Genomic DNA, 17,235 nt, shown 5'->3' with positions numbered 1-17,235 from the left:
AAATTTGGTAACAAATTTATCCTTTGTTGCGAGTATTTTTAAAAGCCCCTTCAGTATGGTTTGAAGTTAGCTCTTTTTTCAAATCCTTCCTGAAAAAGCAGAAAGTAAAAATGGTTAAAAGCTTCCGGGGAATTTCCCCGGAAGCTAACCATCACATTACGATCGAGGAGTCACCTAACTTGATGGCCAGGTTTCTTCGATTCTCTCAATTAATATTATTGAGTTACACTTTGATTCTGAGTCAAATTGGCAACATGACCATTCCCAGTTTGAGAAATTGTACTGCTGTTAAATCCACCCCACTGATTTTGGGAAGCATCATTGTTTGCACCATTTTGCCAAATAATAGCATGGTTTGAAACATTACCTGCTTCATTTATCTGATTTTGAATAGCTACATTACCATTTCCTCCCCACTGATATATTTCAGCATCATTTAATGCAGGATATCCAGCCGGAGTTGCATCTCCTGAAAGTTGTCTTTGGCTTGCACTGTTCCCATTGGAATATTGTTCAATCAAAGCATTATTTAAATTACCCAATGAAACTTGATAAGCTGAATTATTGTTACCTGATTGCATTACGGATGAGCTACTAACCCATGAATTATTAAGTTGAGTCTGTGATGCAGTATTTCCATTCCCTGATTGTACTGCAATAACATCATTATCCCAACCATTTTGCTCTTGTTCAGAAGTATTATTATTACCGCCCTGGGTTATTGAAGCGTAGTTCGAGCTACCAACTTCAGGCAATTCAGTATCTTGTGCTTGCATGGCAGAGTTATTATTTCCAGTTTGCACAATAAAAGCGTCGTTGTAATATTTCAGTTGGTGTTGAAATGCATCATTTCCATTTCCTGACTGTAGAATTGAAGCCATGGATTCACCCATTTGATTTGCTCCACCCTGTATTTGTTCAGCATCATTGTTATTGCCTGTCTGCTCAATTTCAGCTTCTAAAACACCACCAGGTCCAGCATATTCACCTGAGCCATGATCATTTGTTTGACTTACCATTGCTCCGTTTCCAGCTCCTGTTTGAAGAACAGTAGATAAGTTATCATCATCTTCTACCGAACCTTCAAAAACTGGATTAATTTGTGTTACTGTTGCAACGTTGTTCGCATTTTGTTGCGTCACATACGACGTATTGTCACCAGCCCCCTGTTGATCAACTGTCGCTTCTTGACTAGCATCGCTTTGGTCAATTTCCGAAGTGTTGTTTGTTTGTCCCATTGCCATACTTACGGCAAATAGCATTGCGAATAAAAAACTTACTTTTTTCATTTTGTTTTTAAATTTAATTGTTAATAAAAAGGATATTTCATTTTAATAATCCCGAGGAGACAGGATTAGTTTCCGGTGTGTTTACCAGCGTAGCCTGATAGTTGGCCGGAACAATCGGGGGATGCCGCATACTACGTCGCTTTTGTGATTGCAGCTACATTTTCGATCTAGGGATCAGAATTCGATTTTAGATTTTTGTTTTTCATAATTGTTTGTTCTAAAAATTATCGTGAATTGATTTTTACGCTGTTGTTTTTTCCGCTTTGGGTAATTTTTATTTTATGTTTTTGAATTGGTGTTTGCTGTTTTTTAACAATGGAGTCAACATTGGAAAATATTTCCACATGATTGTTTAACCCTTTTTGGGTAATTGTGCCAGTAACATTTATAGAGTCCGTAAATAAAGTATGGGAATCAACCGAAATTGAATTGACCAGTACTCTATTGTTCAAACCAGAAGTCGCAACTTCCAGGGTGTCTGAAGAAGAAATGATTTCGGGAACCAATATCGGTCCCTTCAATAATAAAAATAATCCGAGACTAAGTATTAACATAACCACATTTATTCAATTACATACAATGCCAGGCGGTTACGCCAAAGCATAATTGTCTACTTTTGATTTAATAGCTGGGGCTTTAAAAATATGTCTGTGGAAATGATCTGGAGATAAACCCTTAATTTTTATCATCGAAGATCAGAGGATTGCTTAGGGGGCAATTCCCATTTTTCCGATAGCTAATTTACGTTGGCTAAGTATTAAATGAAATACGTAATTTCCGTAGGTACTAAAAAAAGATACGTATTTTCACCTACTATATACCACTAAAACATGCTCACGAAAACCATCAACAATACGGTTAAAACAAAAGCACTATGTATTAAAATACGAACTGGTTTTATTTTCAGGAAAAATTGGCTGATAAAAAGCTGATAAAGAATTATGAAATTGAATGTTTGTAATTAGTCACCTCCAAGACGTCAACCAGAACATGCTTCAGGGTCTTTTTCTTAAGCAGCTGGTTAGTAAATATTTAAGATACTGAGACCGAGGCTGACCTTTCCGGGCAGAATGTTCAGTATGACGTTTTTGGCAATAATTGTAATTCTTGTTAAGAACTAAAGTCTGAAATTTATTACCATTATTCCAACGTCATTAGCAACTTGTTTCGGGGACTTACAAAAAATCTGTTAGTGGCAGCATCGCTAAGCAATGTTTAAGCCTTACTGGGCACTACTATAAAAAAACATGATACTGGGCTGCAACAAAATAACTAGTTGTACACCGTAGTATATTTATTATCAACAGCTAGAATTGCCTCCAGCATACTTCTTGTTTCCGATTTTCTCATGATATTTGCCCGGTGTTTCTCAATTGTGCGTTCCGCAATACCCAAATCAGCAGCAATCTGCTTTACTGGCAATCCCTTTGCGGATAATTGAAAAACTTCCAGCTCCCTTCTGGTAAGACCAAACATTTCTTTTGCCCATTCAAGGCGGCTCTTCGTGTTTGGCTGAATATTTGGATTATTATGATTTTCCGGAATTTCACCAATGGGTACTACTTCCCCAAAAACGGAATTAATATTATATTGGTTTCCACGATGCAAACTTATAGTATACGCAAAACCATTTGTATTGCAACAAGTCACATTTTTCAATTTACAAACATCTGCTCCCCCTTCGGTAAATCTCCGATAGTTATATTCATTCTCGGTATTTCCAGTAAAAGAAAAAAGCCAATCAAAATGTTGATTTTCAAAATCTTCTTTTTTTCTTTTTGAAAGTTTACAAAAAGCCTCGTTTACACAAATAACTTCATCTTTTTCGAGGTAAAACATTGCTACCTCTGATGACGCGAAGTACTTTTTAAAATGTTTCAAAGCAAAAACATTAACTTCTGTTCTTTTATTTAATGCTTGATTAATTTTTTGAACAATAGAACTATTATGATACGGTTTAAAAATAAAATTATCGATACCTATTTCCAGCCCAATCTTTATTCCATGCTCATCGTACTTTTCCATTAATAAAAAAAAAGGAATTGCATTTTTTAGCAAAAATGGTTTTATACGATTAAAAATGCTGAAACCTGATTCGCCATTTATTTTATACGGACAGATTACTAAGTCTGCATCTTCATCAATAATCTTTTTAATTATAACATCAATTTGCGAAACGCGAATAATAGTAAAACCTTTATCTTTTAATAGTAAATCAATACAGCTATCTTGCATTTCTGCGTGAAAAATGATGAGGTTCTTTGAATGATTCTTCATAATAGAGGTAAACAATTTAGGTTCTTAAGGATAACACCTTTAAACAGATAACACTGAGGTTAAATTTATGAACAAAAAATTTATAAAACAAATGGAGTATATTGCTAAATCCTATTTTAGAACATCTAGTTATTATTTTTTCTCATATTTGGACAACATGTTCAAAATAATTAATAGTTTAATTCCGCTTCAACAGTTAACTCTTTTAAATAATACCACCATGTCTTCTTTAACACAAACTTTACAAATCCAATCGAACCTTTCTAAATAATATTCGAATTATAGAGGAGGTCATTTAATTTTTATCTTTGCGCACCTGAAATTATTAGCCGATTTTAAATCCGATAAAGCATGAAGAATATAAAATTCATTTCAGCTGCTGATGCAGTAAAAGTTATCAAATCGAACGACCGCATTCACCTTCACAGTGTGGCCGTTACACCACACCCTCTTATTAATGCAATGGTTGAAAGAGGAAAAAACAAAGAATTCCGAAATGTACGTGTTCAACACATTCACACCGAAGGACCGGCTCCTTATGCCGATCCTGAGTTGGAAGGAATTTTTCAGTTAGAATCATTTTTTGTTGGCGGAAACGTAAGAAAACAAACCCAAGCCGGTTATGCCGACTACATTCCTGTTTTCCTGCAAGAAACGCAACGACTGATTCGTGAAGGCTATTTAAAAGTAAATGTTACCATGATTCAGGTTTGTCCTCCCGACAAGCACGGATATGTATCGTTAGGTACTTCGGTTGATGCCACACTGGCTGCAATCGAAAAATCTGATACTGTAATTGCTATTGTAAACCCAAACGTACCACGTGCTTTTGGCGATGCAATGGTTCATATAAACGACATCGACTTATTTGTTGAAGATGATAGTCCATTATATGCTCCGGCGCCTGGATCAATTAGCGAAATAGATCGTAAAATTGGTCGTTACGTTGCCGAGTTGGTAGAAGACGGAGCAACACTGCAAATGGGGATTGGTGCTATTCCGAATGCGGTATTAAGCATGTTGGGTAACCACAAAGACCTTGGCGTTCACTCTGAAATGTTTGCCGATGGAATTCTTCCCTTAGTAGATAAAGGTGTGGTAAACGGAAGAAACAAAAAGATCGACAAAGGTAAAATGGTAGCAACTTTCCTGATGGGATCTACCGGACTTTACGATTTTATTGACGATAACCCGGGCGTATTAATGCAGGATGTTAAATACACAAACCGTGTTAGCATTATTGCAAAAAACCCAAAAGTTACCGCTATTAACTCTGCTCTTCAAATTGATATTACCGGTCAGGTTTGTGCCGACTCTATCGGAACAACACACTATTCGGGTGTAGGTGGTCAGATTGACTTCCTTCGCGGTGCCTCTTTAAGTAAAGGTGGTAAACCAATTATTGCAATACCTTCTGTTACAGCTAAAGGTGTTAGTAAAATTGCGCCAACCCTACTGTTGGGTGCCGGTGTAGTAAGTACGCGAGCGAATATTCACTGGGTAGTTACTGAATATGGTGCCGTTAATTTATACGGTAGATCAATGCAAGACAGGGCAAAACTATTGACATCTATAGCTCACCCTGATCATCAGGAAAGTTTGGACAAAGCAGCATTTGAACGTTTTGGTCCTCACTTCCATTATGTATGGGATGAAGAATAAGACATATGTTTAGAAAAAGCAGACTTCATGTCTGCTTTTTTTTATGACTATTATCACCAACAATTTTTATTTAACAGCCGAATATTAAGTAATTCTGAATTCATGATACCAAAAAATCAGGTTTTTTGGTTTTCACGAATGGGGAAGCATAAGAACCATAACTTTGTTGGAGTTTAAAAATTTGAGTATTAATATTTTATAACCATTCTAAATAAGCAGAAAACGAAACGATTAGTGCCGGGAAAAACGGTAAGATCTGCTTCAAAATCGGCTTATTTTTAAGAATACATTTATTTACAATATGAACATTTCACATATAGAACACATCGGGATCGCGGTAAATAGTTTAGAAGAAGCTATTCCTTACTACGAAGAGATGTTGGGTCTAAAATGCTATGCCGTTGAAGAAGTGGCAGACCAAAAAGTAAAAACCGCCTTTTTTAAGGTTGGCGACACTAAAATCGAGTTATTGGAATCAACAAGTCCGGACGGACCTATTGGTAAATTCCTTGAAAAGAAAGGCCAGGGCGTACACCACCTTGCTTTTGCAGTTGATAATGTAAACGATTCGTTGAACGAGTTGGGAGAAAAAGGCGTTCAGCTAATCGACAAAACTTCGCGAAAAGGAGCCGAAGGATTAAACATTGGATTCCTTCATCCAAAAGCAACAATGGGTGTATTAACCGAAATTTGTGGAAAAGAATAAAAGACACTTATAATAACCGATTTTATGAGCAACCAGGATAAAATTAAAAAGTTAATCGACCTAAGAGCAGAAGCAAAGCTGGGTGGCGGATTGAAAAGAATTGAAGCACAGCACAAAAAAGGCAAATTTACTGCTCGCGAAAGAATCGAACTCCTTTTAGATGAAGGAAGTTTCGAAGAATTTGACATGTTTGTTACACACCGCTGTACAAACTTCGGATTAGAAAAAACCAAGTTTTTAGGCGACGGAGTTGTTACCGGTCACGGAACAATCGATGGACGTGTAGTTTACGTTTTCTCACAAGACTTTACCGTTTTTGGAGGATCGTTATCAGAAAGCTTTGCACAGAAAATTTGCAAGGTAATGGATATGGCTATGAAAGCCGGAGCACCTTTAATTGGTATCAACGACTCGGGTGGTGCACGGATTCAGGAGGGTGTTAACTCGCTGGCCGGTTATGCCGAAATTTTCGAGCGTAACATTTTGGCGTCAGGAGTTATTCCACAGATCTCTGCCATTTTTGGGCCTTGCGCGGGTGGAGCAGTTTACTCTCCTGCCCTAACCGACTTTATTATGATGACCGAGCAAAACTCGTACATGTTTGTAACCGGACCTAAAGTTGTAAAAACAGTAACCGGTGAAGACATTTCTGTTGAAGACCTTGGTGGAGGTAAAGTTCATGCATCAAAATCAGGTGTTGCACAGTTCCTTGTTGAAAACGAACAGGAAGGCATTTCCATCTTGCGTAAACTGATCAGCTATCTTCCACAAAACAACCTTGAAGATCCGATAGCTACTGACAGCACTGATCCAATCGATCGTTTAGATGACGTGTTAAATGAGATTATTCCGGATAACCCTAACCAGCCATACGAGGTAAAAGATGTTATCCATACCATTGTTGATTATGGCGAGTTCCTTGAAATTCACCGTAACTACGCAAAAAACATCGTTGTTGGTTTTGCTAAATTCGACGGACAACCTGTAGGTATTGTGGCTAACCAACCAAACTACTTAGCTGGTGTACTTGATATTGATGCATCAGTAAAAGCAGCTCGTTTTGTACGTTTTTGCGACTCGTTTAATATTCCAATCATTACACTTGTTGATGTACCGGGTTTCTTACCTGGAAGTCGTCAGGAATATGGTGGTATTATCACACACGGAGCAAAACTGATGTTTGCTTATGGCGAAGCTACTGTTCCAAAAATTACTATCACATTACGTAAATCATACGGTGGAGCCCACGATGTAATGTCGAGTAAACAATTACGTGGCGACCTAAACTACGCGTGGCCAACTGCCGAAATTGCAGTAATGGGTGCAGCGGGTGCTGTTGAAGTACTTCACGGAAGAAAATTGCGCGATATTGAGGATGCCGAAGAGCGTGCTAAATTTATTACCGACCACGAGGAAGAATACAAAGAGAAATTCGCAAATCCGTATGAGGCCGCATCTTTTGGCTATATCGACGATGTAATTGAGCCACGTAATACCCGATTCAGAATTATTCGCGGATTACAAAGCCTTGCTACTAAAAAGCTGGTTAATCCACCTAAGAAGCATTCAAATATTCCACTTTAAAAACAGAACAAATTATGGAACCATTATCAATTCTATTAGCCAGTTCTGTTCAGTTTGGTTTAACCGTTGCAATTGTTGGATTCTGCATTGTTTTTACGGCATTAACTTGTTTGGTTATTGTATTTAGTAATACTCCAAAGTTGATAAACATGAAATTCAACAAGGAGAAACTAAAAAGAAAGAAAAACAAAGGGCAGGCAGAAGTTACAAAAGACGACGATTACGTTGAAGGTAACGTAACAGCAGCTATCAGTTTAGCATTGCACATGTACTTTAACGAACTGCACGATGAAGAGAGTAACGTTGTTACCATTAAAAAGGTAAAGAAATCTTATTCTCCATGGAGTTCAAAAATCTACAGTGTACAAAACAACTGGCCGCGATAAATAATTCGGAGTAGAAAGAGTAAAAAGAGAAGACAATGAAAAAATATAAATTCACAATACACGGTAACAATTACGACGTTCACTTAAAAGACATTGAAGACAATGTTGCTGAAGTGGATGTAAACGGAACCATTTACGAGGTTGAAATTCACGGAGAAGTAAAAACTTCAAAAACACCGAAACTGATTCGGAAACCGGTTGAAAAGATGCCGGGCGAAGGTCAGATTAAAAAATCGGAAACAACCGGAAAACACAAAGTAACTGCACCACTACCGGGCACTATTCTTAAAATTAATGTAACTGTTGGCGATGTTGTAACCGAAGGCCAAAACGTAATGGTTATGGAAGCCATGAAAATGGAGAATCAAATACAAACAACAAAAGCCGGCGAAGTTACAGCAATTAAAGTTGGTGCAGGCGACAGTGTGTTACAGGATGATGTTTTGATTGAAATCGGTTAAGCTTTTGTAACAATGAGAAAATTATTTCAACTATTATTACTGCTGATTTTTATTACACCGTCAGTATTCGGTGCTGAGCAATCAGAAAAAATCAGCGAAGTATTGGCACAAGGGAAATGGGTTAACTATTCCGATGGATATGTTCCTATTCCTACCTATAAAGAGGATGGAACACAAACGGAAAAGCCACGAACTGTAAAACGTTTTAAGACCTTTACTTTTGAAGAAGACGGAGCTTTTATTTTAGACTCTGCCAAAACACGTTATACAGGGCATTACACAATCTCTGGCGATAAAGCAATTCTGAATTTTAAAAGAATTCCAGTTACGCATTTAAGTGCGAATACCGATCCTAATAAATCGACCGGTTACGATACCGAAACGGAAATGGTAAAACTCCCTCAAAGAGAGTTGCACCTTACTGATAACGGAAAACTTACCGGCGACGGACATGAATACAAGAATTACAGCGGAGCCATGTCGGGCTTGTTTAACTTTTACGAATTCTCCGGTTTTGCCAACATTGCATGGGGTAACGTAATCATGATGCTGATCGGATTTGTTTTCCTGTTCCTGGCTATTAAATACGACTTTGAACCGATGTTGCTTATACCAATTGGTTTTGGTATCCTCATTGGTAATATTCCAATGTTTCAGGTAGTTGATTTTAACCTGAAACTAGGTGTTTACGAGCCAGGATCGGTGATGAATATTCTCTATCAAGGAGTTGTTCAGGGGTGGTATCCACCTATTATTTTCCTTGGAATTGGTGCAATGACCGACTTCTCGTCGCTGATCTCCAATCCAAAATTGATGTTACTGGGAGCTGCCGCACAAATTGGTATTTTCCTAACATTCCTTGGAGCAATTTACCTGGGATTTGCAGCGCCTGAAGCCGGAGCAATTGGTATTATTGGTGGGGCCGACGGTCCTACTGCGATTTTCATTTCATCCAAACTGGCGAATGGATTAAATGTACTGGCCGACGGAACAACGGTGAAAAACCTGATTGGCCCGATTGCAATTGCGGCTTATTCGTACATGGCACTAGTTCCGGTTATTCAACCACCGGTTATCCGGCTGATGACTTCGAAAAAGGAACGTAAGATTCGTATGAAACCACCACGCGCGGTTTCAAAAACCGAGAAAATACTTTTCCCAATTATTGGTTTGATTCTGACAGCATATATTGCACCATCGGCATTACCACTTATTGGTATGTTATTCTTTGGTAATTTGCTAAAAGAATCGGGGGTAACTAAACGTTTGGCAAATACAGCAGCCAACCCACTTATCGATACCATTACAATTTTGTTGGGTATTACTGTGGGAGCTTCAACTCAGGCCGATGTATTCCTTACTCCTTCATCAATCAAGATCTTCGCATTGGGTGCCGGTTCGTTCGTTATTGCAACGGCTGGTGGTGTTGCCGGTGCTAAAATCATGAACCTGTTCCTGAAAAAAGAGAACAAGATTAACCCAATGATTGGAGCATCTGGTGTATCTGCAGTACCTGATAGTGCAAGGGTTGTTCAACAAATGGGATTAAAAGAAGATCCTACCAACCACTTGCTAATGCACGCCATGGCACCGAACGTATCGGGTGTTATTGGCTCGGCAGTAGCAGCAGGTATTTTATTGAGTTTCTTAATGTAAGAAAAATTCAACCTGATATATAAAAAAAGGATTTCTGTTTTAGAAATCCTTTTTTTATGCTCATTCAACTGCCCAACGCTCACTCGAATCGCCTGGCATAGAAACTGTTTTCCACGAAAATTTAAATACCCGTGGTTCAACCAGACGTTCAAAATCTGCATAACTCATTTTAATCATCTCGGTGTGGGTGCCTGCGTTAAATGCAATTTCTTCATCTTCAGCAAGCGTTTCGGCAACAAAAACCTCCATATCGTAAAGGTTGCCAAAAGGTGGCATCGCTCCTATTTCGCAGTCAGGGAAGAAGCGTTGAAATTCAGCTTCATTCGCCAGGCTAACATGCGGCGTTCCGAAGATATCTTTCAACAGTTCAAAATCAACCTGATATGAAGCAGGAAGTACCGTCATTGCCATTTTCCCATCAACATTTACAATTACAGTTTTTGCAAACTCTTTACCCGAAGTGTGACTTTTTGCTGCAATTTCCTGAGCAGTAAAGGCACTTGAATGCCGGATTACAATGTACTTTACATTGTTTTCATCTAGAAATGCTTTTAGTTTTTTTACTGGCATAACAATTTAGTTTAACGCTTTTAATCTTAAAATTGTACGATTTTTTTTAAGTACGATAGCTTTCTTTTCGGTATATTTTACACCAATTACACTCTGCAGGTTTCGTTTTTTACTCAGTTTAAAAGCATATGATTTCTTCATTTTGTTTGAGACAAAATTTTTATTGATTGATTCAGAATCGGCATTCGAACAAAACAGTCATTTATTCGATTCATTTTTATATTAAACTGGCTTTATCCTAAAACACATAAAAAAATTTCATAAGGCATCGTTTTAAAGTTCTAAAATCCTTTAAAAGACTGAACTCTAATAAGAATATAACAAAGGTTGAATGACAACTTGAATTTCCTCAAAACACCATCATAACGTTAACTATTGAATTCGGATTATGTAAACAAATATATTTATTCGAAAAATATTAAAGGAGTTATTTGTATTCTATTTTCAAAATGCACTAACTTGCCAATGCTTATCAACAATCAGAATATGAAAGACCCAAGATTCATTAAAAGAATCCTACCGAATTGTTTGATCTCCACAATTTACAAAATGCAAAACAATAGTTCCGGTAAATTTACTTTCGGAATATTTACTGTGCTTTTACAAAACATCGCAATAATTCTAATTTTCTAAAATTAAACATTATGAAAAAGTCTATTTTTTTAGTTGTTATTTTACTCGTAAGCACAGTTACCCTCTTTGCACAGGAAGAAGATCAACCTCTTTACATTCTTTTGGAATTTATGTCTGTTTCGGATGAAATGAATGACAATTACTGGGAGGTAGAAGAGTTTTGGTCGAAAATTCACCAACAACGAATTGCAGATAATAACATTCTGGGTTGGGACCTTTGGGCAATGAATCCCGCCGGCACTGAACAGGGATCACAGTATTTCACTGTTACACTATTCTCAAGCATGGCAGCCATGTTCGAAGGTATTCCGGGTGATAAGTTTGAAGGATATCTGCAAAGTGCTTATCCCGATTTAAGTGAAGATGAACGAAACGAGATGATGACAAAGACAGTAAAATCGCGCGATATGGCTCATCAGGTCTTTTGTAAAGAGATTAATACCACAAGTGGCGATTTTAATATGGAACTTGGTACCGTAGTGGTTATGGACATTATGAAGCAGGAACATGACAGCTACGAAAAAGTAGAAAATGAAATTTTTAAGCCGTGGCATCAGCAATTGGTGGATAACGGACAAAAAGGAGCATGGGGCCTATTACGCGTAATACTTCCTGCGGGCAGTGAGGCAGCTGGTTCACATATAACTTACAGCATGTATAAAGACTACAGTCAACTTGCCAATCATTGGGAAAGCAATGGCGGAGAAATGGATATGACCACATCGCTGGCAGTTCAAAAAGGATTAAAAACAAGAGACATGCGGGGTGTTGAAATGGCCCGCCTGGTAATGCAAATAAGATAAAAATATCATGAGTAATTTAGATGTATTAAAAGAAGGCTATCAGTTATTTGCTGATGGAAACATTGAAGCTGTTCTGGAACTTTGGGACGAAAAAATTGTATGGCACGAGTGTCCGGGCTTCCCATTTGTTGAAGACGAGGGAATCTTTGTAGGGGGCAGGCAATTGTAGAGGGTGTCTTATCCAAAATACCGACACACTATGATGATTTTAATATTGAGATCCACGATTTTGTTGATGGAGGTGATAAAATTGTAATGGTTGGATACTACACGGGAGTATGGAAAGCAACCGGTAAACGTTTTAAAGCCAATGCTACACATACCTGGACATTTAATAAAGACGGAAAGCCAAATTCCTTTTTCCAGGCCGTTGATACTGCTTTAATCATCAACCCATAAAACAGTTGCATTAATTTATATTCCAATTGAGGTTCATCATTGTATTTACATGAAAAGTAAGCATGTAATTGAAAACGATTTTGATCTTCATTAAATTTCCTATATTCCAATTTATAAGTCAGGCTTTCATAGTCTGACTTTTCTCTTTTATAGTATTCTCAAAAAATGAGTTGAATTAAACAACCGCGAAACTAAGCTGTTAAACGGTTAAATTAGTTATAGAAAACATTGATAAATTTTGAATTTATGAAGATAGTAGTTATTGGAGGACATGGAACGATCGGCAGCGCTGTTGCCAAGCATTTAATGAAAAAACACGAAGTAATTACTGCCAGCCGAAATAGTGGCGATGTGCAGATTAATATGGAAAGTTCAGAATCGATAAAAAGCATGTTTGAACAGATCGGTAAAGTTGATGCCATTGTAAATTGCGCCGGAGCTACAAAATGGGGGCCTTTTGCCGAACTTTCTGAGGAGGACTTTTATGTTGGTTTAAGAGGCAAGCTAATGGGTCAGGTAAACATTGTTCGAATTGGTAAAGACTACTTAAATAAAGGCGGCTCCATCACGTTAACAACCGGTGTTTTAGCCGACGATCCGGTATTTGGAGCAACCAACTCGGCCATGGCCAATAATGCCATCCATGGTTTTGTGCTTGCCGTTTCGCAGGAGCATCTGCACGAGTTCCGATTAAATGTGGTTTCTCCCGAACTGGTTGAAGACTCAGCAGAACGACTGGGCAACGCTTTCCCGGGGCACACACCTGTTTCGATGCAAAAAGTAGCAAAAGGCTACGAGCGAAGTGTGGAAGGTTTGCGAACCGGAGAGATCATTCGCGTTTACGAATAGAGAAAGACCTAAATAAAAATAGCCGTTCACTAAGAGCGGCTATTTTCTTTTGAATTCAACATATATGTTATTGAAAGTTGATTGTCAACTTCAGAATTAAGCAACAGTGGCTTTCTTTTCCAATGGCACTTGTATCGGCTCACGTTTCGGATGCAGGTTCCGCGAGTACTTTCTTCCGTTTAAAAACTTACCAATAAATGTTGCCCTAACGAAATAGTGATAAGTAATCACACAAATCAGCGAAGTAAGCAGAAACACAAATAAGAATTTAAATAGCGCTGAAACATGCCAGTGAGCAATTAATCCGGGGATTGTGGCAACTATTGACAAATGCAATAAATAGATCCAATACGATGAATCAGAATTGTAACGCATTAAATGCGAATGCTGGCTTCCGTAACGAATAAACAGACCGGTAATTCCAAAAACAAATAACCACACTGCAACGGATTTAAAAACGATTGTTAATGCAAAGCCCAATGAACTGTAAAGAAAAAATTGGGTAGAAATAACAACCAGCGCCAGTATTGTAAAAGTCCAGTCGTATTTTTTAAAAGTATCGAGATGAGTTTTTGATTTAAATAAAATCCACCCGAAACCGTAAAAGAAAAAGTAGAATAGAAATGTTCTCCAATCGGGCACCCAACTTGTTGAAGTTGTCACCCAGGTTGAATTCATTATAAAAAGTAAAACAACGGTAAGGGCAGAAAACACCCCTACTCTTAAAATTGGCTGATTCAGTATCCGGTTAAAAACCTGTGTGCTCCAATTGGTAAACCGGGGGATACTTTCAAACAAATATCCTAATCCAAACGAAAAGATGGAGATAAAAAACAGGTAATATAAAAACCAGAGATGAAAAGTTCGGGGTGGAATAAAGAGCAGAGGATTTGAAAAGATCGCTAAAGAAGAAGCAAGCGGATTTTCAACACCTGCAAACACACTTTTTGAGTAAGTAAACGCAAAAATTATTGTCGGACTTAAGAGCACAATAAAAACAATGAATGGGAAGAATATACGGGCAGTTCGGTTCCAAAGCATCCTTCTGGGGCTGCGTTCGAAAAATAGTAAGGCTCCAAAAAATCCTGCAACTACGAAAAATATCGGCATCCTGAAATTATGAATGACGCTTACAATATAATCCATGACAACACTTGTGCTTGCGTCATCTTTCATTGTCCAGGCATTTCCATAATCCAAAGTTCCATAGGTTAATGCCGCGTGAAGTACCAAGCCAAGTAACATCATTATTGCACGCAATGAATCCAGCGCATGAATACGCTCCGTTTTGTTTCCGTGATCTGTTTTAATCATAACTGCTAGCTTTTATTGTTAATACTATGCGCACTTATTCCAAACTTAATCTTTGATTGGTGTTTGGGAATGTCAATAAAGTATGTTGAAATGCGTGTGCGATGATCGACTTTTGACGTCTTACAATTACCCCAAAAACATAGCTCTGCCAGAATGATAAAAAATGAAGCAAAATTGTGTCGAAATTTCTTTTCGTGTGGGTGAAAGGCAAAACCATATAAGCATTTTAAGATATTTATTTCTCAATTTACGAACTATTTACTCCAAACGCAATAATATTCTCATTTTCAATTTTTTATGTTAATTCAAAAAATTTAAAATGCAGCGAATAAATAAGCGTTTCACCCCAACAATTATAAATCATTTTTTTGTGGCAAATTCGTAAATCTCCTTTCCGATTCATCATGGTTTTATTCCCGTTCGTAGCTTAAAGCTAACCGACCGTATTCTTTTATTTCTCCCTCACCTTTTTCTGAAGGATATTTGAAGTACAAAAACAATAAAACAGAAAAAAGCCATGAAAATTCGTTTAATAATACTCTTTCAATTTCTGATTCTGTTTGCTCATGCACAGGTCAAAATCTCAGGAGTAGTTTTATCAGAATCAGGAAGCCCAATTACCGGGGTGAATATTTTTATTCAGGGAACTTACGACGGTGCAACAAGCGATAGCCTCGGTGTATTCTTGTTTAAAACCGAAACAAGCGGAGAACAGACACTTATTGCCAGTTGCGTTGGATTTGAAACTTATGGACAATCATTAAACCTAACCGGAAATATCTCTGATTTAGAAATTGTGCTAATTGAGGAGATAAGCGAACTCGACGAAGTTATTATCAACGCAGGTACTTTTGAGGCCAGTGACAAGAAGAAATCGGTGGTTTTAAAACCGCTTGATGTGGCCTTAACTGCAGGTGCCAATGGGGACATTTTTGGTGCTTTTGGCAAATTACCCGGTTCGCATACTGTTGGCGAAGAAGGTCGTCTTTTTGTTCGTGGTGGCGAAAGCTACGAAACCAAAACCTTCATGGATGGGATGTTGGTAAACACTCCATACTATTCAAAAATGCCCGATCTGCCAACCCGCGGCCGCTTCTCCCCTCTCCTTTTTAATGGATCGGTATTTAGCACCGGAGGTTACTCAGCCGAATACGGACAGGCACTTTCGTCGATTGTGGCTTTAAATACGGTTGCGCTTGAACCGGAAACCAAATCGAGCATCTCAGTTCTTTCGGTTGGTCTACAGGGATCACATTCAAAAAGATGGGAAAATACGTCGTTGTCAATCAGTGCCGAATACCTGAATACGGCTTTAAGTAATAAAATTTTTAAGCAAAATATTGAATGGCTGAAAGTTCCGGTTATTGTTGGCTCAACCATGCTATTCCGGCATAAAACCAGTGAAACAGGGATGATTAAATCTTTTGCCAGTTTTAACTACGACACCAGCAGTTTACTCTACGACAATTTTGAACAGTCCGCTTTTCAGGAAGTTTCATTGGGTAATAAAAATTTGTACTCAAACACAACGTATAACGAAATGCTGAATGACGACTGGATGATACAGACCGGCGTTGCTGCTAACATCGACCGGGAAAACATAGACATCGACTCGAATAATATCACAACTTCGCGAAACAGCAGCCAGTTAAAACTTAAACTTGCCAACTATTCCATAAAAGATGTTACCACAAGCTTTGGAGCAGAGGCATTGATTTATAAGTACGACCAGGAAATTGATATGGATGGAAATTTTAATCTTTCATTCAGCAATAACCTTTTTGCCGGATTTGCTGAGTCGGAATGGAAAGTTACCAAAAACCTGGCTGTAAAAGGCGGTGTCCGAACCCAATACAATTCACTAATCAATGAATTAAATGTTACGCCACGACTTTCAGCTGCGGTAAAAACCAGCAAGAACAGCCAGCTTTCGACAGCTTTCGGTAAATTCTTTCAGAACCCAAATGACGACTACCTGAAATTCACCGATGAGTTAAGTCCTGAAACCTCAACCCACTCAATATTAACCTGGCAGTATAAAAAAGACAGCCGCACTTTGCGTATTGAAGCCTATAATAAAAACTATTCAGACCTTGTGAAATTTGATGAAGAGTTCTCTGCTGAACCCGGAAATTACAACAACATGGGCAGCGGATATTCACGAGGAATTGACATTTTCTGGCGCGATAAAAAGGAGTTTGGCAAAAGCGATTACTGGGTTTCCTATTCCTGGATCGATTCAAAAAGAAATTACCGCGATTTTCCACAAAAAGTAACACCGCACTATGTTTCGGAGCATAACCTATCGGTGGTTTACAAGCAGTTTTTTACGAAGATCAATTCATTTATATCGGGGTCCTACACTTTTGCCAGCGGACGACCATACAATAATCCCAACACTCCCGAATTTATGGCTGGAAAAACTAAAACCTACAACGATGTGAGTTTAGGATTTACACATATATTTTACCTTTTCAACACACAAACCGTTGCACACGTAATTGTAAACAATGCCTTGGGTTTTAACAATGTATTTGGCTACAACTACGCTCAAACACCCGACAACAACGGAGTTTACCAATCGCAACCCATCGTTCCGGGACAAAAACGACTCATTGTATTTCTACTATCATTTCAATTATAAAC

Annotated in this window: 17 protein-coding genes; 11 read left to right on the top strand and 6 right to left on the bottom strand. The window is 38.1% G+C overall.

Annotation, left to right across the window (positions count from 1 at the left end; all coding sequences use genetic code 11):
• Positions 1 to 215: 215 nt before the first annotated feature.
• The 3 genes from G0Q07_RS10665 to G0Q07_RS10655 form a co-directional block, all read right to left on the bottom strand.
• The gene (locus G0Q07_RS10665) at positions 216 to 1,289 is read right to left on the bottom strand and encodes a hypothetical protein (RefSeq protein WP_163346076.1); all 1,074 of its coding nucleotides are present in this window, start codon (positions 1,287 to 1,289) and stop codon (positions 216 to 218) included.
• Between the two features lie 224 nt (positions 1,290 to 1,513).
• Positions 1,514 to 1,843: a hypothetical protein gene (locus G0Q07_RS10660; RefSeq protein ID WP_163346075.1), complete on the bottom strand. Its 330-nt coding sequence runs from the start codon at positions 1,841 to 1,843 to the stop codon at positions 1,514 to 1,516.
• Between the two features lie 718 nt (positions 1,844 to 2,561).
• Complete coding sequence (locus G0Q07_RS10655) at positions 2,562 to 3,581, bottom strand: LuxR C-terminal-related transcriptional regulator (protein ID WP_163346074.1); 1,020 nt, start codon at positions 3,579 to 3,581, stop codon at positions 2,562 to 2,564.
• 336 nt (positions 3,582 to 3,917) lie between these two features.
• Here G0Q07_RS10655 and G0Q07_RS10650 point away from each other — a divergent pair, with 336 nt between their 5' ends.
• From G0Q07_RS10650 to G0Q07_RS10625, 6 genes are all read left to right on the top strand, one after another.
• The gene (locus G0Q07_RS10650; protein WP_163346073.1) at positions 3,918 to 5,228 is read left to right on the top strand and encodes an acetyl-CoA hydrolase/transferase family protein; all 1,311 of its coding nucleotides are present in this window, start codon (positions 3,918 to 3,920) and stop codon (positions 5,226 to 5,228) included.
• 301 nt (positions 5,229 to 5,529) lie between these two features.
• Positions 5,530 to 5,934, top strand: a complete 405-nt coding sequence (mce, locus tag G0Q07_RS10645) for a methylmalonyl-CoA epimerase (protein WP_163346072.1) — start codon at positions 5,530 to 5,532, stop codon at positions 5,932 to 5,934.
• 24 nt (positions 5,935 to 5,958) lie between these two features.
• A complete protein-coding gene (locus G0Q07_RS10640) occupies positions 5,959 to 7,518 on the top strand; it encodes an acyl-CoA carboxylase subunit beta (RefSeq protein ID WP_163346071.1) in 1,560 nt (519 codons plus the stop codon).
• A 14-nt stretch (positions 7,519 to 7,532) separates the two neighbouring features.
• Positions 7,533 to 7,904, top strand: a complete 372-nt coding sequence (locus G0Q07_RS10635; protein ID WP_163346070.1) for an OadG family protein — start codon at positions 7,533 to 7,535, stop codon at positions 7,902 to 7,904.
• Positions 7,905 to 7,939: 35 nt separating this feature from the next.
• Positions 7,940 to 8,365 (top strand): biotin/lipoyl-containing protein, encoded by a 426-nt coding sequence (locus G0Q07_RS10630; protein ID WP_163346069.1) that lies wholly within the window; start codon positions 7,940 to 7,942, stop codon positions 8,363 to 8,365.
• A 12-nt stretch (positions 8,366 to 8,377) separates the two neighbouring features.
• Positions 8,378 to 10,021 carry a sodium ion-translocating decarboxylase subunit beta gene (locus G0Q07_RS10625; protein ID WP_246222879.1) on the top strand — a complete coding sequence of 548 codons (1,644 nt, stop codon included), beginning with the start codon at positions 8,378 to 8,380 and terminating at the stop codon, positions 10,019 to 10,021.
• A gap of 60 nt (positions 10,022 to 10,081) precedes the next feature.
• Here the strand turns inward: G0Q07_RS10625 and G0Q07_RS10620 are convergent, their stop codons facing one another.
• The gene (locus G0Q07_RS10620) at positions 10,082 to 10,591 is read right to left on the bottom strand and encodes an aminoacyl-tRNA deacylase (RefSeq protein ID WP_163346068.1); all 510 of its coding nucleotides are present in this window, start codon (positions 10,589 to 10,591) and stop codon (positions 10,082 to 10,084) included.
• Between the two features lie 6 nt (positions 10,592 to 10,597).
• Positions 10,598 to 10,732: a hypothetical protein gene (locus tag G0Q07_RS21060; RefSeq protein ID WP_262887962.1), complete on the bottom strand. Its 135-nt coding sequence runs from the start codon at positions 10,730 to 10,732 to the stop codon at positions 10,598 to 10,600.
• Between the two features lie 503 nt (positions 10,733 to 11,235).
• On the opposite strand from G0Q07_RS21060, the gene G0Q07_RS10615 reads away from it, so the two are divergent.
• The 4 genes from G0Q07_RS10615 (at position 11,236) to G0Q07_RS10600 (ending at position 13,275) form a co-directional block, all read left to right on the top strand.
• Positions 11,236 to 12,027, top strand: a complete 792-nt coding sequence (locus G0Q07_RS10615) for a hypothetical protein (protein ID WP_163346067.1) — start codon at positions 11,236 to 11,238, stop codon at positions 12,025 to 12,027.
• Positions 12,028 to 12,034: 7 nt separating this feature from the next.
• Positions 12,035 to 12,196: a nuclear transport factor 2-like protein gene (locus tag G0Q07_RS10610; protein ID WP_163346066.1), complete on the top strand. Its 162-nt coding sequence runs from the start codon at positions 12,035 to 12,037 to the stop codon at positions 12,194 to 12,196.
• The gene (locus G0Q07_RS21285) at positions 12,190 to 12,426 is read left to right on the top strand and encodes a nuclear transport factor 2 family protein (RefSeq protein WP_163348933.1); all 237 of its coding nucleotides are present in this window, start codon (positions 12,190 to 12,192) and stop codon (positions 12,424 to 12,426) included. Before G0Q07_RS10610 ends, G0Q07_RS21285 begins: the two co-directional genes overlap by 7 nt.
• Before the next feature lie 246 nt (positions 12,427 to 12,672).
• The gene (locus G0Q07_RS10600) at positions 12,673 to 13,275 is read left to right on the top strand and encodes a short chain dehydrogenase (RefSeq protein WP_163346065.1); all 603 of its coding nucleotides are present in this window, start codon (positions 12,673 to 12,675) and stop codon (positions 13,273 to 13,275) included.
• A 96-nt stretch (positions 13,276 to 13,371) separates the two neighbouring features.
• Here G0Q07_RS10600 and G0Q07_RS10595 read toward each other — a convergent pair whose 3' ends face one another.
• Positions 13,372 to 14,589, bottom strand: a complete 1,218-nt coding sequence (locus G0Q07_RS10595; protein ID WP_203532512.1) for an acyltransferase family protein — start codon at positions 14,587 to 14,589, stop codon at positions 13,372 to 13,374.
• Between the two features lie 517 nt (positions 14,590 to 15,106).
• Between G0Q07_RS10595 and G0Q07_RS10590 the strand changes: the two genes are divergently transcribed.
• Positions 15,107 to 17,233, top strand: a complete 2,127-nt coding sequence (locus tag G0Q07_RS10590; RefSeq protein ID WP_163346064.1) for a TonB-dependent receptor — start codon at positions 15,107 to 15,109, stop codon at positions 17,231 to 17,233.
• Positions 17,234 to 17,235 lie beyond the last annotated feature (2 nt).

It is taken from the genome of Draconibacterium halophilum (genome assembly GCF_010448835.1).
Lineage (GTDB): Bacteria > Bacteroidota > Bacteroidia > Bacteroidales > Prolixibacteraceae > Draconibacterium > Draconibacterium halophilum.
Note: the sequence above shows the minus strand (reverse complement) of the source record. Positions and strands in the feature narration are given on the sequence as shown.